General features: G+C 62.2%; 16 protein-coding genes. 7 read left to right on the forward strand and 9 right to left on the reverse strand.

The window, feature by feature from the left end:
- Positions 1-21 precede the first annotated feature (21 nt).
- Positions 22-852 (reverse strand): hypothetical protein, encoded by an 831-nt coding sequence (locus tag B2G88_RS03515; RefSeq protein ID WP_087713984.1) that lies wholly within the window; start codon positions 850-852, stop codon positions 22-24.
- 89 nt (positions 853-941) lie between these two features.
- Between B2G88_RS03515 and B2G88_RS03520 the strand changes: the two genes are divergently transcribed.
- Entirely contained in the window at positions 942-1,466 is a 525-nt protein-coding gene (locus B2G88_RS03520; protein ID WP_087713985.1) for a hypothetical protein, read from the forward strand.
- Positions 1,467-1,504: 38 nt separating this feature from the next.
- On the opposite strand, the gene B2G88_RS03525 is transcribed toward B2G88_RS03520, so the two are convergent.
- The 3 genes from B2G88_RS03525 to B2G88_RS03535 form a co-directional block, all read right to left on the reverse strand.
- A complete protein-coding gene (locus B2G88_RS03525; RefSeq protein WP_087713986.1) occupies positions 1,505-2,650 on the reverse strand; it encodes an acyl-CoA dehydrogenase in 1,146 nt (381 codons plus the stop codon).
- Positions 2,651-2,782: 132 nt separating this feature from the next.
- On the reverse strand, positions 2,783-3,286 hold the full coding sequence (locus B2G88_RS03530; protein ID WP_087713987.1) for a hypothetical protein: 504 nt from the start codon (positions 3,284-3,286) through the stop codon (positions 2,783-2,785).
- 62 nt (positions 3,287-3,348) lie between these two features.
- Positions 3,349-3,999: an SDR family oxidoreductase gene (locus B2G88_RS03535; protein ID WP_054863784.1), complete on the reverse strand. Its 651-nt coding sequence runs from the start codon at positions 3,997-3,999 to the stop codon at positions 3,349-3,351.
- 165 nt (positions 4,000-4,164) lie between these two features.
- Here B2G88_RS03535 and B2G88_RS03540 point away from each other — a divergent pair, with 165 nt between their 5' ends.
- Entirely contained in the window at positions 4,165-5,217 is a 1,053-nt protein-coding gene (locus B2G88_RS03540; RefSeq protein WP_087713988.1) for a phytoene/squalene synthase family protein, read from the forward strand.
- A gap of 4 nt (positions 5,218-5,221) precedes the next feature.
- On the opposite strand, the gene B2G88_RS03545 is transcribed toward B2G88_RS03540, so the two are convergent.
- Positions 5,222-6,466, reverse strand: a complete 1,245-nt coding sequence (locus tag B2G88_RS03545) for a pyridoxal phosphate-dependent aminotransferase (protein WP_087713989.1) — start codon at positions 6,464-6,466, stop codon at positions 5,222-5,224.
- A gap of 143 nt (positions 6,467-6,609) precedes the next feature.
- A complete protein-coding gene (locus B2G88_RS03550; RefSeq protein WP_054863783.1) occupies positions 6,610-7,464 on the reverse strand; it encodes a 3-hydroxyacyl-CoA dehydrogenase family protein in 855 nt (284 codons plus the stop codon).
- Between the two features lie 130 nt (positions 7,465-7,594).
- On the opposite strand from B2G88_RS03550, the gene B2G88_RS03555 reads away from it, so the two are divergent.
- The 3 genes from B2G88_RS03555 (at position 7,595) to B2G88_RS03565 (ending at position 10,241) form a co-directional block, all read left to right on the forward strand.
- Positions 7,595-8,371 carry a hypothetical protein gene (locus B2G88_RS03555; RefSeq protein ID WP_054863789.1) on the forward strand — a complete coding sequence of 259 codons (777 nt, stop codon included), beginning with the start codon at positions 7,595-7,597 and terminating at the stop codon, positions 8,369-8,371.
- A gap of 202 nt (positions 8,372-8,573) precedes the next feature.
- Entirely contained in the window at positions 8,574-9,368 is a 795-nt protein-coding gene (locus B2G88_RS03560) for a class I fructose-bisphosphate aldolase (RefSeq protein WP_054863782.1), read from the forward strand.
- Positions 9,369-10,241 carry a class 1 fructose-bisphosphatase gene (locus B2G88_RS03565; protein WP_054863781.1) on the forward strand — a complete coding sequence of 291 codons (873 nt, stop codon included), beginning with the start codon at positions 9,369-9,371 and terminating at the stop codon, positions 10,239-10,241.
- A 122-nt stretch (positions 10,242-10,363) separates the two neighbouring features.
- Here B2G88_RS03565 and B2G88_RS03570 read toward each other — a convergent pair whose 3' ends face one another.
- Positions 10,364-10,594, reverse strand: a complete 231-nt coding sequence (locus B2G88_RS03570) for a hypothetical protein (protein ID WP_054863780.1) — start codon at positions 10,592-10,594, stop codon at positions 10,364-10,366.
- A 10-nt stretch (positions 10,595-10,604) separates the two neighbouring features.
- Positions 10,605-11,789 (reverse strand): hypothetical protein, encoded by a 1,185-nt coding sequence (locus B2G88_RS03575; protein WP_087713990.1) that lies wholly within the window; start codon positions 11,787-11,789, stop codon positions 10,605-10,607.
- A gap of 520 nt (positions 11,790-12,309) precedes the next feature.
- Between B2G88_RS03575 and B2G88_RS03580 the strand changes: the two genes are divergently transcribed.
- Positions 12,310-14,103 (forward strand): acyl-CoA carboxylase subunit beta, encoded by a 1,794-nt coding sequence (locus B2G88_RS03580; protein WP_087713991.1) that lies wholly within the window; start codon positions 12,310-12,312, stop codon positions 14,101-14,103.
- Positions 14,104-14,378: 275 nt separating this feature from the next.
- Entirely contained in the window at positions 14,379-14,729 is a 351-nt protein-coding gene (locus B2G88_RS03585) for a DUF5658 family protein (protein WP_087713992.1), read from the forward strand.
- Here B2G88_RS03585 and B2G88_RS03590 read toward each other — a convergent pair whose 3' ends face one another.
- Entirely contained in the window at positions 14,730-15,359 is a 630-nt protein-coding gene (locus B2G88_RS03590; RefSeq protein WP_087714290.1) for a GNAT family N-acetyltransferase, read from the reverse strand.
- Positions 15,360-15,381: the final 22 nt, after the last annotated feature.

The raw sequence follows: 15,381 nt of genomic DNA on the forward strand, positions 1-15,381 counted from the left end.
AGATAGCGGCGATTACGAGAATCAGTCCGCTCCGAGCAGGAAGCCGAGCGCTCCCCCAGCGAGCGTGAACGGCCACGTCACGGCCAGAAACGCGAGGACAATCAAGAGTTCGACCGGCCCTCCGACGCCCTCGCGCCACCGCTCGCGCCGGAAGCCAACGCCGAGAACGAAGCCAATCGCCGGCAGGATCCAGACGGCCGTTCCGAGGAGTACTCCCGCAAGCGATGAGAGCGAGAGGCCAACAAGCGGGACTTCATGGATGGTCGTGAAGGCAACGCCGGCAAACCCCCCGTCGACGGCGGCCGTGGCAAGGAGAACGGCAGTCCAGACGCCCACAAGCCACCATGCAGCACGTGTTGTCAACGGCACCGTCCCGCGAACAGCCTGCAGACCGCCGAGCGTAAGCGCGAGCGCCCCGGCGAAGCCAACCGGGATGCGGAACAGTTCGGGCAGGACAGGCGGCGACCGATCTACTTCGACGAGAGAGTAGCTGTAGTGGGCATCGCCGACGGCGACGACCGATCCCGCGGTCTCGAACAGCCCGTCCGTGGGTACCGCCTCCCGGCTCTCGTAGCGTGGCCACTCGTGGCCACCGCCCTGATCCTCGCGAAGCCAGCCGTCAGGAAGATCGTCCGCAGCGTTGGCTGTCTCGATGGCCGACTCGACCGCGGTCGCCGTTTCGGGCGGCAGGGACTCGAGCGAAATTACCGTCGTCGAATCCGTGGTCGTCACCGGTCCGCTCGCACGGAGTTCGTGCGCGTCGTCGGCGTAGTGCGGCCAGAGGTAGAACGGGTTACAGAGCAACCCGACACCGAGGACGAGCAGGAGGGCGACTCGAGCGCGCGTTGACATTTCGATTTCGTCACTGCGCTCGTGTGAGATAACTATGGCGAACGGCGCTGGAGCCTGCCTTTATATCAGCGGGCGAACAACACACCGGTATGGGTCGACGACTCTGCCATCGGTATGGACCGGGACGGCTACCGTATGCCAGTCGACGCGATATTGGCGGTGGACTCGCGATGGCCGCGACGGGGCTTCTCGCGGCCGTGCTCTGGTTCGGCGGAACGTGGACGCTCTTGCTAGCAGGACTCGAGTCCGATATGCTCGGATTCCTCCTCGTCGGCGGCATGTTCGCGTTCCCGGTTGCGATTGTGAGCGCGTTTCTTCTGGGCACGCTCTGTTGGCGAACGGCCTCGTCCGAGACGCGCCGTCCCCTCCGCGGTGCGATCTTCGGGGGCGTCACGGCAACGGGCAGTCTCATCGCAGGGGCGCTCGGCCCTGCCGTCGTTCTCGCCGTCTCGAACGTTGCCAGCGGCGAGATGGCCGCACTCGAGGCGATCATCTTCGGACTCGTCGTGTTTCCTGCCGGCCTCCTTTTCGCGGCGATGGCTGCCGGGTGGCTGGTTCTCCCGCTCGGTGTCGTCGGCGGTTGGTATCACGAGCGCGCACACTCGAGAACGTGAAATGAGGCTGAGAGCAACGGGTCGGCAGTGCTCGTGGCTCACTCCTCGAGCAACTGATCGCCGATCGTGTTGCGCAGGACCTCGCTCGTGCCCTCGTAGATTTCGTTGAGTTTGGCGTCGCGGTAGAATCGCTCGGCGGGAAAGTCCTTCGTGTAGCCGTAGCCGCCGTGGATCTGGATGCCCTCGTTGGCGACCTCTCGAGAGACTTCCGAGGCGTAGAGTTTGGCCTGCGCGGCGTCTTTGATGTAGTTCTCGCCGCGAATCTTTTTGTCTGCGGCCTTGTGCATGAGCAACTTTGCGGCCTGGATTTTGGTGTCCATATCCGCCAGTTTGTGTTTGATCGACTGGAACTCGCCGATGGGCTGGCCGAACTGCTCTCGCTCATTTGCGTAGTCGCGGGCCTCCTCGAAGGCTGCACGGGCGATGCCGACGCCGCGAGCGGCGATGGTGATCCGGCCGCCGTTTAACGTTTTCAGCGCGTGAATGAATCCATCGCCTTCCTCGCCCAGTAGGCGTTCCTCGGGTAGTCGAAGATCATCGAACCTGAGTTCGGCGGTCGGACAGCCCTTATCGCCGAGTTTCTCCTCCGTCCCCTCGACGATGAAGCCGTCGTCTTCCTCGGGGCGGACGATGAACGACGAAATGCCCTTGTTGCCCGCCTTGGGATCGGTCTTCGCAAAGAGTGTCACCGTGTCCGCGACGGAACCGTTCGAAATCCAGAGCTTGCCGCCGTTGATCACGTACTCGTCGCCGTCTCTTTCGGCGGTGGTCTTCATCGCCGGTACGTCGCTCCCTGCACCGGCCTCCGAGAGCGCGAACGCGCCAATGTCGCGCCCCTCTGCAAGCGGCGTCAGGAATTCCTCCTTTTGAGACTCGTCGCCAAACTCGTAGAGCATGTTGCCCGCAAGCGAGGTGTGGGCGGCGACGACCGTTCCGAGTCCGCCCGAGCCTCGAGAAATTTCCTCGAGACCGATAGCATACGAGTGATAGTCCAGTCCCGCGCCGCCGTACTCCTCGGGGAACGGCATGCCCATCAGTCCGAGGGACGCCATGTCGTCGACGAGATCTGCGGGAAACTCGTCGTCGTGGTCGATCTCGCTCGCGACGGGGACGATTTCCTCGTCGACGAACTCGGCGACCATCTCGCGAATCTGTTCCTGTTCGGCCGAGAGTGTAAAGTCCATATCCGGCCTAACGGGAGGGTCCTCCTTTACTGTTCGCGCCCGAAAACGACCACCTCGAGTGGGTTTATTTCGGTTGTAGCAATCCTGGGAAGGTGTCTGAGTAAGTGCCTGTTTTTCGCAGAGTTCCGACGGTCACGTCACGCAGTCCTCCGTGATCGCCGCGGTAATTCCGCCGTGTGTGACATACACTCCGGGTGGATAGTCGGTATTGCTGTAATTCGGAAACGGTTCGAGTGCATCTCGTGCTGCCTCCTGTTCAGCCGTCGAACTTGGCTCCAGATTGAATTGGTCGTACTCGCCCCCCCGGCGACGGGCAGTGCTGTGGTCTGCATCCGGCTCGGTCGCTTCAGCGAACATTCGCTCGAGAAGCGAGACCTCCAGGAGGTCGTGCTCGGTCGCGGAGGCCACCGGTGCGTCTTCCGGCGGATCATCGAGGAGTTCGATGTGGAACGAACAGGCGGGAGATCCGGATTCGTCGTCATCGGCTACCGATTCCGATTCGGTTTCATTTACCGACTGCTCAGAATCGTCGTCCACTTGCTGCGCTGGTTCGGTCTCGTCAGTCTCACCAATGCAGCCGGCGAGGGCCAATGAAACAGTGGTTCCGAGACCAATTAGCTGTCGCCGACGGTTCATGTCAAAACACGCAAGTCAGATCGGTAAATATCTTCTCCCGGTATCCTCCTTGTCTGCGTAGGCTAGCTCGAACTGATCTCCTCGAGTGCGTCTTCAATCGCCGTCTCGCCGCCCAGTATCTCGACCGTTTCGCCGAAGACAGGATCAAACTCGAGGGCGGTGACGAGCACTGCGGCGACGTCTTCGCGCGGAATGTCGCCAGAATCCATCTCGAGGCTGTCTGCTGCTCGAATGTCGCCGGTGCCGGCGTCGGTTGTTAGTTCGCCGGGGCGGACGATGGTGTAGTTGAGCCCGCTCTGTCGGAGGTACTCGTCGGCTTCGGCTTTCGCGATGAGGTAGTCCTGCAGGGCGTCGGGAGCGGAGTCGGGGTCGTCGGTGCCCATCGAACTGAGCATGACGAACCGGTCGACGCCTGCGTCGTCGGCAGCGTCAATCAGGGTGATCGCACCGTCGCGGTCGACGCCGTAGACATCGTTGCCGTTCGATCCGGCGGCGAACACGATGCCATCGCAGCCCTCGACAGCGGCCTCGAGCGAGTCGGGGTCAGTGAGGTCGGCCACAACTGGGTCGCCGCCGAGTGCGGCCAACTCGTCGGCCTGGTCGTCCTTGCGGATCATCGCGCGCACTTCGTAGTCGTCACGTGCTGCAAGCCGCTCCGTGACGTGCTGTCCTGTCGCGCCGTGTGAGCCTGCGACGAGAATTATCTCCGTCATGGAACACCCTTCGTCGTCGACAAAAAAAGCCGTTGGCCTGGGTGGTGCCGGGGAGTCCACCTCGACCCACTGGGTGCCAAACCTGACCTCTCGAGAAGGACAGACAGTGTATCACGCCGCGACCACGATATTTTTCCGGGATGGCCCCGAAGTAAGAGCGAGTAGATGACCACCGGCCAGCCCGAACTCACAACCGACGCCGATCTCGAGTGGTGTTACGACGCGGTACACGGCGTTTCGCGGACTTTCTCGATCACGATAGATCGCCTCGAGGAGCCGATGGCGAGACACATCTGTCTCGGCTACCTCCTATGTAGGATTGCAGACACAATTGAGGATGCGGGACATATTCCGCCATCAGAACAGACCGAACTGCTCTCGACGTACGATCAATTGCTCGATCCCGAAGCGGACCAATCCGTTGAGACGTTCATGGACGATGTCGAGCCGTGGATTCCGGACGGCGACGAGCGAAACGCTGACTGGGAGGTCGTCGCCCAGACGCCACGCGTGCTTCGAACGTTCGAATCGCTCGAGGAAGAGCCACGCGAGATTATGCGCGAGCCGGTGCGCGAACTCGTCGACGGGATGGCGATGTTCACCGCTCGCTACGCCGACGAAGGCGGGCTCCGCCTGCAGACGCTCGAGGAACTCGAGGAGTACTGCTGGTACGCCGCTGGCACGGTCGGCACACTGATTACGGGGTTGGTCGCCCGGGGTGCCTCCGAGGAGCGAGCTGCAGAGATGCAGGACAACGCGCGTTCGTTCGCACTCCTGCTACAGCTGGTCAACATCGCCAAAGACGTCGAGGACGACTATCACGAGGAGAACAACGTCTATCTCCCCGCCGAGTGGCTCGAGGAGGAAAACGTCGACGTCGAGGCGGTCACGGACGAAACCCACCACACCGGCGTCACGAACGTCATCCAGCGCGTGACAAACCGCGCGGAGACCTATCTCGACGACGCCCATCGCTATCTCGAGGTCGTGCCGGAACGCCACGGAAATCGCCTCTCCGCGTGGGCGATCCCGTACCTGCTTGCGGTCGGGACAATGCGCGAACTCCAAGAGCGACCCGAAGACGTCGTCGAAGAGGGTGACGTGAAGGTGCCACGCGCCGAGGTCTACACCCTGATCCAGCAGTTCGAAGAGGACGTTTCGCGGTCCCGTCTCGAGGAGTTGCGCCAGATCATGGCCGAACAGCCGCTTCACCAGTAGTCGACTACTCGCTTTTTTCGCCCAGTTCGTCCCGAACCATCGCCTCGAGTCGATTTAGTCCCGTTTCGAGCCGTACGCGGTCGTTCGCGAAACTCAGTCGGAGATGGCCCTCGCCGCCAGCGCCGAAGGCCTGGCCCGGCGCAGCGACGACCCCGTAGTCGTAGAGCAGGCGCTTTGCAATCTCCATACTCGAGCCCGCGAGCGCGCTGACGTCGACGAACGCGTAGAACGCGCCTTCGGGATCGGTGACCGAGACGTGGGGCATCGACTCGAGGCGGGAGCTAACGAACTCCCGTCGCTCGCGGAACGCGGCGTGCATCTCCTCGAACGGCGCTTGCGGGCCGGTCAGGGCCTCGAGGGCGGCGTACTGTGCGGGCGTGTTGACACAGGAGGTCGTGCTCTCGTGGATTTTCGTCAGTTGCGCGACCACGTCCTCGGGGCCGGTGAGCCAGCCGACGCGCCAGCCGGTCATCGCGTACGTTTTCGAGGTTGAGTTGACCGAGAGCACCCACTCGTCGCGGTCGGTGAGGGCGACTGCTCGAGGCGGGATGTCCTCGTAGGCCAGCTCACGGTACACCTCGTCGGCGATGACGTAGGCCTCGTGTGAAACGGCGGCCTCGATGACGCGCTCGATGGCAGTTTCTGAAAATACGCGCCCGGTCGGATTCGACGGCGAGGTCAGCATGACGGCGGCCGTCTCCGGGCCGATGGCGTCGATAATGCGGTCTGGATCGGGTGCAAACCCTTTCTCGGCGGGCATGGGCACCTCGACGGGAACGGCGTCGGCCAGTTTCGCCTGCGAGATGGGGTTCGGCCACGCGGGCGTCGGAATGACAACCTCGTCGCCAGGGTCGGCGACCGCGTGAATCGCGAGATGCAGCGCCTCGACGCCGCCGTTCGTGATGATAACCTCCGAGTCGGGGTCGACCGGACGGTTTCGAGCGGCGCTGGCGCGCTCGGCGATGGCCTCCCTGAGTACGGGGAGTCCCGCGTTCGAGGTGTATTTCGTCTCGCCCTCGCGTGCCGCCTCGAACGCGGCTTCCACGACGTTCTCGGGCGTCTCGAAGTCGGGTTCGCCGAACTCGAGGTGGACGAGATCGGCGTCGCCGTCGGCCTCGGCTTCGACCGCGCTGGCGAGTTCGAACATGACGCGAATCTGCTGGGGCTGGATCTCCTGGACGCGGGCGGAGACGCGCGAGTTGGCTTCCGCTCGGCCGTGATCCGTCCCAGCATCGGACGAGTGCTCCATTGCTCGAGTCCTCGGCTGTGAGCGCCAAGAAGATTTGGAGTGCTCGAGTTGGGCCTAAAACTCGTCGCTCTCGAAACTCTCCGGTGCCATAGCTGTCGGACGGTAGCGATGACGATAAAACTGCCACGCACCGACGCGGAGATCTAGTCGTACTCGTAGAACCCTTCGCCGGTTTTCTTGCCCAGATCGCCGGCTTCGACTTTGCGTTTGAGCAGATAGGCGGGCTGGTATCGGTCGCCGAGTTCCTCCTGCAGAGTCTCCGTGGCGTGCAGACAGACATCCAGTCCAATGTGGTCGGCGAGCGTCAACGGACCCATCGGCACGTTCGTCCCGAGTTCCATCCCCGCGTCGATGTCCGCTTTCGAGGCCACGCCCTCGTCGAAGGCGCGAATCCCCTCGTTGATCCAGGGCATCAGAATCCGGTTCGTGACGAAGCCCGGCTTGTCGTCGGCCTCCCACGTCGTCTTCTCGAGGTCCGCAGCGATGTCGTGTGCGAGTTTCGTAACCTCGTCGGTCGTCTTCTCGCCGACGACGACTTCGACGCCCTCCATGATCGGCACGGGATTCATGAAGTGCAGCCCCACGACGCGCTCGGGGTGCTCGAGGTCGCTCGCAATCGACGTGATCGAAAGCGTGCTCGTGTTCGTCGCGAGCGCGATGTCTGGATCGCAGACGCGCTCGAGGTCGGCGAACACGTCCTGCTTGATCTCGAGGTCCTCGAGGACGGCCTCGATAACGAGGTCGCAGTCTGCGAACGTCTCGAGGGACGTCGTGCCCTCGATGCGGTCGACGATTGTGTCGGGTGACTCCACAAGGTCGTTGCGGGCCTCGAGTCGCGAGAGGCTGTCTGCGATGGTCTCGAAGCCGTTGTCGACGTACGCTTGGTCGACATCACGGAGGCGAACGTCGTAGCCGTTCATCGCGGAAACTTGTGCGATGCCGCTGCCCATTGTCCCTGCGCCGACGACGCCGATTTGGTCGATCCGGTCGCGAACCATGGCTCGCATTCGACGGGTTGCGTGGTAAACGTGCGGGCTCCGGCGTCCTCGAGCGACACCAGAGCTATCGCACTCGAGGGGACAAGTTTCAAGAGTGGACAGTGAGAGCTACTGGTAACTGGTGGGTTGTGTGAGCAAGAAAGAGGCCGTCACCGAGACGAAAGCAAGGGGGGAAGCTACCGCCGAACAGGGGGCACGCAGCGGCGAAACCGTCGACATCGGTATCACAGTCGATCTCGAGCCAGCGGATGACACCGACACGGACGGCGAGACTGGTGTCTCGTTTTCGTTCGACGAAGCCGATCTGCTCGAGGCGGCCGAGCCCGCCGACTCGTCTGAGACAGAGCGGGGCAACGATGGCGACGACAGCGACAGTGGACGCCGATCCGGACTCGAGGACGCTGAACGAACAGCGCTCGAGGACGCCGGAATCGACCCCGAGGCCGTCCTCGAGAAGGAGTGTTCGTATCGGATGCTCCTCGATGCCTCGCTCGAGGAGTCGCTCGCGGATTCGCTTCGGCGGCGCTTTTCGCTCCCGTGGTCGCTCGAGGGCGGCAGCGACGGCGACCTCGAGCGCCGGTCAAGTGAGGTTCGGGGGCTTGGGGACGCCGAGCGGGAGTGGATCGCCGTCAGCGACGATGAAGGCTGGCAGGCGTTCGAATATGCCTGTACCAGAGCCGTCGAAACGGAACCCGACGAACAGACCGAGCGGCCGTGTCCGCTCCCTACGCCGGTGCAGGCGGTTACGGGCGTCGGTCCCGACGATGCTGCGGCGCTGGCTGAAGCCGGAATCACCTCGGCAGAACGACTGGCGACGATCAATGCCTTTCAGGTCGCGAACGTCCTCGAGTTGAACGTCCTCCACGTTCGGTCGTGGCGACACAACGCCCGCGAACTGCTGGAGTGAGTACGGTGGACCGCTGATGCCTCGCTCGAGGAACGATATCGGATCCGTAACTTGTGCCGCCATAGTTGGGTACTACCGATCAGTATTCACGCACTTCCGAGAGACATGAAAACCAGCAGGCGAGACAATTACTACTAAAATAAGTAATTTCGATAATGAGGATCATCAGAGATATATAGCCACCTATTGGAGTGGGAACCGAATGCTACCCATCGACGACTCTCCTATCGTTCGCGACGGCAAATCATTGATTCTCGCGATGGACCACGGACTGGAGCACGGCCCTGTCGACTTTGAAGACGTCCCCGAAAAACTCGACCCGGCAACGGTGTTCGAGACGGCAACGCACGACGCGGTCACGGCAATGGCCGTCCAGAAAGGAATCGCCGAGGGCTACTACCCAAGCTACGAGGACGACGTCAACCTCCTCTTGAAACTCAACGGGACGTCGAACCTCTGGATGGGCGAACCCGATTCGCCAGTCAACTGCACAGTCGATTACGCTGCCGAACTCGGCGCTGACGCCGTCGGCTTTACCGTCTACAGCGGCTCGAACCACGAAGTCGAGATGTACGAGGAGTTCCGCGACGCCCAGGAATCCGCTCGTGACCACGACCTGCCGATGGTCATGTGGTCCTACCCGCGCGGACAGGGGCTCAAAAACGACACCAAGCCCTCCACGATCTCCTATGCGACTCGTCTCGCCCTCGAGATCGGCGCAGACATTGCGAAAGTCAAGTACCCGGGCGACCCCGACGCGATGGAACACGCCTGTAAGGCCGCCGGCGATATGAACGTCGTCATGAGCGGTGGCTCGAAAACCTCGGACTACGACTTCCTCTCAACCGTCGAAGCCGCCGTCAACGCCGGCTGTACGGGCCTCGCTGTTGGCCGCAACGTCTGGCAGCGAGAGAACCCAACCCACATCCTCGACGCCCTCGAGAAGGTCATCTTCGAGGAGGAAACGGCAGACGCCGCACTCGAGGCAGCCGAATAGATGACGGTCTCCGATCCAGTCGTCGAGTCCATCGTCGCGACGCTGAGTCGCTCAGCGACGGAGATTCGACAGGGACTGGTCGGTCGCCGCAACACCGTCGACGACGAGGAAAACCCAAGCGGCGAGACCCAACTCGCGGCCGACATTTGGGCCGACGAGTTACTCGCCGAGCGACTGTCGGACATCGACGGCGTCGGACAGTACGCAAGCGAAGAACAGGAAACCGTCCTCGAGTGTGGCGATGATCCGGCGTCGGCCGACACGTATGCGGTCGCTGTGGACCCGCTCGATGGCTCCTCAAATCTCACGTCGAACAACGCGATGGGGACGATCATCGGCATCTACGACGATGCGCTCCCCGCCCGTGGTGACAGGCTCGTTGCAGCGGGCTACATCCTCTACGGCCCGATCACGACAATGGTGATCGCAACGGACGAAACCGTCTCGACGTACGAACTCAGCGGCGGCGAACGGCGGCTCATCGACCGAGACGTAACGCTCCCTACAGAGCCCGTCGTCTACGGCTTCGGCGGACGCGTTCCCGACTGGACGGACTCCTTCGAGTCCTACGCCCGCGAAATCGAGTCCGAACTCAAACTCCGCTACGGCGGTGCGATGATCGGCGACGTCAATCAGGTGCTGACCTACGGCGGGATCTTCGGCTACCCCGGCCTCGAGTCTGCACCAGATGGCAAGCTTCGGCTGCAGTTCGAAGGCAATCCAATCGGCTATATTCTCGAGCGAGCAGGCGGGCGCTCCTCGGATGGCGAGCAGTCGCTGCTCTCTGTCGAGCCGACCGCGCTCCATCAGCGAACACCGGTGTTCGTCGGCAACGACGACCTAATCGAGCGCCTCGAGTCGGAACTCGAGTGACGAGTCCCTGTTTCGCCTGCGGTCAAAAATCGCCCTGGAGGTTCAAGCGCGCTGTTTTTGCACGCGAGAGTACTGAAGGACGGCATCCTGAGTCGCGTTCGATCCGGTCGGAGGAGGGATGCTCAGTCGGTTCCAGTTCTGTCTCCCCACGCAGCAGTGATCGTGACGTAGACTGCGATTCCAGCCAGCAACAGCGCGTAGAACGCCCAGCGCGGCCAGGCGGTTCCGAGAAACAGCAGCGTCAGAAACACTACCCAGAGGGTGACGATGAACAGGTCGGCGACGATTCGAACGCTGGTGCTAAACAGTGTCGAGAGGGAGCCGCCGTCGGACGTGGAATTCGGTGTAGACATCGTCAGATGGTCAGAAGTGATATCCCTGCGTTTCGGTCAGATGGTACGCGCTGACGCCCCAGACGTAGCTCTGGCCAGGCCACCAGGTACGGGCGTTGTTGAACCCGGCAACGAGTACCGTGTCGTCATCACCCTCGGGATCCGGATAGTAGCTCACGGAGCCGCTATCGCCATCCGTCAGATCCATTTCGCCACCCCAACGGATCTGGCCGCGCCGACAGAAGTCGTCCGTAAAGCAGGTCACGGCGTCGATTCCCTGCACTCGACCCGTCGTGTGTCCGGTCAACGCCCCGACCTTCTCGAGTTCTTCGTCACGGGCAACGAGGTCAGCGAGGCCGAACTTTGTGAGTTGGCCGTTTACGCGAACCGACTCCGGCGCGTCGATCCAACTCGAGGGCTGGAGACCATCGCCGTCTGCTGGTGAGACGGCGACGACGTCTTCGACGGGAAATGCCTGTTCGACAGCGCCCAATGTGAAGAGGTCACCACCCTGAACGGGGAGTGTGACGCGCTCTCCGATTGGCGCGCCGTCGATATCGAAGGCGTGCTCAGCCGTTGCGAAAAAGGCACGTTCATCCACGGGATCATACAGCGCTGGCGACAGGGTTGCTAGACTCGAGGGCGTCTCACAGGCGACACCGCTTGGGGGGCCGTCTGCTGGGATCTGACTGGCAAAACGAGGGCGTGCAGTTGATAGATCTGGCCCCTCCTCAATCGATTCGATCTCGATGAGTGTCTGGGGGTTGATCGAGATGTCTTCGGCGAACTCGGAGATCGCATCCGGAATCGAGTCCGCATCGCTCGAGATGCCAATCGAGACGGAGGCCGTCCCGCTGTCGTAGCTGCCGGGGACGACAGCACTGCCGAGATAGCCGGTAAACGCCCGTTTGGCCAGTTTCTCGTTCAGGTTGGTTGCCGTCTCGACAGCAGCGTACCAGTCGGCGGGCACGTCTCGCGTTCGCTCCGTCAGCGAGTAGGGGTCCGCGGGATCCTCACGAACCAGTGCCGTCACGACCGGGACCTCCCCATCGTCTGCCGAGAGGAAGTCTTCGACGCCGAGGAAGTGGGCCATTCCGAGGGCGTACCCACCGGTCACCAGGGTCCGCACAAATTCACGGCGATCCATTCCCGCCTCGAGGCGGTCACGAAGCGACGCAAGCCGCCTGACGGTACTCTCCGGTTCAGTATCAGACATACGCTCTCCTGGTCCCGAATTTTGGTGCACCCCGTTACGCCAAAGCTAATGTTCACGTACACGGGGTAGTCGAAAGCTACCACTGCTACACCGATTTGGGATATAGCAATACTGCCTGCAGATGCTGAATCGGGAGACACGGAGGCGGCGACGCGTCTCACGCTCGAGTTGCGTCCCCGCCACACTGTCTGTGAGAACCAGTCTGGGCCAACGTTTCATCAAGTTATTATACCCGATATAAAAACGCCACGCGTGAATGCGAGCGTTCGTAGCGTCGCCCGGTTGAGATGTAGCTGTCTCCGTGCTGGTGACCACGGGGGCAGTGACACTCGACAGGTTCGCGCCATCTCCTCGACACGAACCCTCCTCATCCGTCCACTCCTCGACCGCCGACCGCGGTGATCGATGACTGTTTCGGCGCGAACCTCTCTCCTCTGTGTCTTCACACCGCGAGCGTCGCCGTCCTCTCAGATGGCGACAGCGCGCTGGCTTTTTGAGCACGCCCATCACAGCAGGTGGTATGAGAGTCCGTATCGCACCGGGAGCGACCGAGGACGAAGCCTCGGCGATTGCAACCGCGCTGGCAACACATCTCGGTGACAGTGTCGACGTATACGTTGGCGATGCAACCGAGCCAGCGGCGACTCACGAGTACGATCCAACCGACGACACCCACTCGGCGACGGCCAACGCTGACGGCTCTACAGCCCAGCACGCGACAGCATCATCCACGGAGTCACTCGGCCCAACCGACCGCGAACGAGCGCTCGAGGCCGAGATCGAAGACATTCTCGAGGGCGGCCCCAAAAAGTATCGTGAGGGGTTAGACGAGAAACTGTTCGTCCGCGACCGCCTCGAGTTGTGGTTCGGCGGCGCGGACGACGCCTTTCTGTTCGAGGACGGGACGTTCGCGGCGTTCGACGACTGGCATCCCGACGGGGCGGGCGAGGAAACGGACGACCGACTGCCGGCGGACGGACTGATTACGGGTGGGGCGACCTTCGAGGGCCGGGACCTGCACTTTATGGCCAACGACTACACCGTCAAGCGGGGTAGCATGGCCGCGAAAGGCGTCGATAAGTTCCTCCAGATGCAACAGCGCGCGCTGAAGACGGGGCGGCCAGTGCTCTATCTGATGGACTCCTCGGGCGGCCGAATCGACCAGCAGACTGGCTTTTTCGCCAATCGCGAGGGGATCGGCAAGTACTACTACAACCACTCGATGCTCTCCGGACGCGTCCCACAGATCTGCGTGCTCTACGGCCCGTGTATTGCCGGTGCGGCCTACACGCCCGTCTTTGCGGACTTCACCATCATGGTCGAAAACATGTCCGCGATGGCCATCGCGAGCCCTCGGATGGTTCAGATGGTCACCGGCGAAGACATCTCGCTCGAGGAGTTAGGCGGCCCCGAAGTCCACGCCCGCGAGTCCGGTTCTGCGGATCTCGTTGCAAAAGACGAGGAACATGCCCGCGAACTCGTCGCGCAGTTGCTGACGTACCTGCCGGACAACGCCGACGAGAAACCGCCACAGCAAGCCGGCACAGCACCGGCGAAATCGCCCGAGGGCATTGACGCGGTCGTCCCCCAGCGGCCGAACGAAAGCTACGACATGACCGACGTCATCGAGCGACTCGTCGACGACGGCTCCATCCTCGAGTTGCGCCCGGAGTACGGCGGGGAGATCCTGACGGCGTTCGCACGGATCGACGGCCGGCCAATCGGAATCGTCGCGAACCAGCCGGCTCAGCGAGCGGGGGCGATCTTCCCCGATGCTGCCGAGAAGGCCGCCCAGTTCATCTGGACGGCGGATGCGTTCAACGTTCCACTGTTGTATCTCTGTGATACGCCCGGCTTTATGGCCGGTTCGCAAGTCGAAAAAGACGGCATCTTGGAACAGGGCAAGAAACTGATCTACGCGACGTCCGCTGCGACCGTTCCCCAACAGACCGTCGTCGTGCGCAAGGCCTACGGCGCGGGAATCTACGCGATGGGCGGGCCGGCCTACGACCCCGAAAGCGTCATCGGACTGCCCTCCGGAGAAATCGCGATTATGGGTCCGGAAGCGGCGATCAACGCCGTCTACGCTCGCAAACTCTCTGAAATCGACGACCCCGAAGAGCGAGCCAAACGCGAACAGGAACTCCGTGAGGAGTACCGCGAAGATATCGACGTCCACCGAATGGCCAGCGAAGTTGTCATCGACGAACTCATCCCGCCGAGTCGACTCCGCGATGAGCTCGCTGCTCGTTTTGCGTTCTACGAAGACGTCGAGAAATCCCTTCCTGACAAAAAGCACGGGACGGTGCTGTAGCCTCGAGAGATCGACTATTCAGCCGGTATAACCACTCCCTTCTCACTGGTCAGCAGCGCTTACCGCGAGCGCTCGCGTTCTACGGCTGCCATAACAATACTGGCAGTACTGGAACCGCTGCGTGCGGCCCTGTCGCACGCTCCGATGGTTCCCGCCACCCTGTACGGTTGCTGTACCGATATCCGGTGGACCCGCAGAACGGTCGCGGTTGCGCCGGAGATGACCTACAACAGTCCGTATTGTGGCAAGTCCGGTTCGACTCCGGACGAGCGCGTATGAGTTCCGACGGTGCCTACAGACACCATTCGCTGCCGATTGACGTCACACCAGTCCAACTCGAGCGAGCGCTCTGGGTGCTCGTCGCCATTTCGCTGGTCGGCGATGTCGTGACGACGTTCATCGGCTTGCACCTGGGGCTGGCCGAATCGAACCCGATTGCGCGCGGCGCAATCGAGGGCTACGGGCTCGCGGGTATGCTTGTCCTGAAGGCGTTCGCAATCGGCGTTGGGCTGGTCTGTCGCCCACTGCTGCCTCGAGCGTACCGGCCAATCGTCCCCGCCGGCCTCGCGCTCCCATGGCTCCTCGCCGTATTCATCAATATGTACATGATCTCGCTGGTGATCTGATCAGTCGCGAAACTGTACCGTCAGATCGGATCGATTGTCGGCCCACTCCTCGCTCGAGATCGTATACCGATAGCAGTCAGCCGGGTCGCCGTCGATCACGATATGGTTGCGAATGCACCCGTCGCGACGCCCGCCGTGGGCCTCGACATATTTCTCTATTGCGCGGATCGACTGGTCGTTATCGACGTGGACAGCAGTTGCGACGACCTCGAGATCGAGGCGGTCGAATGCGAGCTCGAGGAATGCGGCGGCGCGTTCGCCGGAGTAGCCCCGGCCCCAGAACCGTTTTCGGAACCAGACGCCCATCGTCATCGTGCGTTTCTCCCAGTCGATGCCGAAACCGCCAGTGCCCGCAATGTCGCCGGCACCGTCTGCTGTGGCGTCTATCGCGTCACCTCGCGGTCGAATCAGATACGAGACGCCGTCGGCGTCCTCGTACTGTTCGCTCACGCGCTCGATGAACTCCTGGGCCTCCTTTGGCGTCTCGTGTGGATCCCAGGTCATGTACTCGGTGATCTCGTCGATTCCGGGATCCGACGAACAGATCTCATAGAGGTCGAAGACGTCGACCGACTCGGGACGAATTGCGTCGAATCGTAACCGGTCCGTCTTGATCGTCTCCGGGAGCAACTCACCCATAGCAGTCCTGTTG

Origin of the sequence: Natronolimnobius baerhuensis, from assembly GCF_002177135.1 — an archaeon.
In the GTDB taxonomy this organism is placed as follows: domain Archaea; phylum Halobacteriota; class Halobacteria; order Halobacteriales; family Natrialbaceae; genus Natronolimnobius; species Natronolimnobius baerhuensis.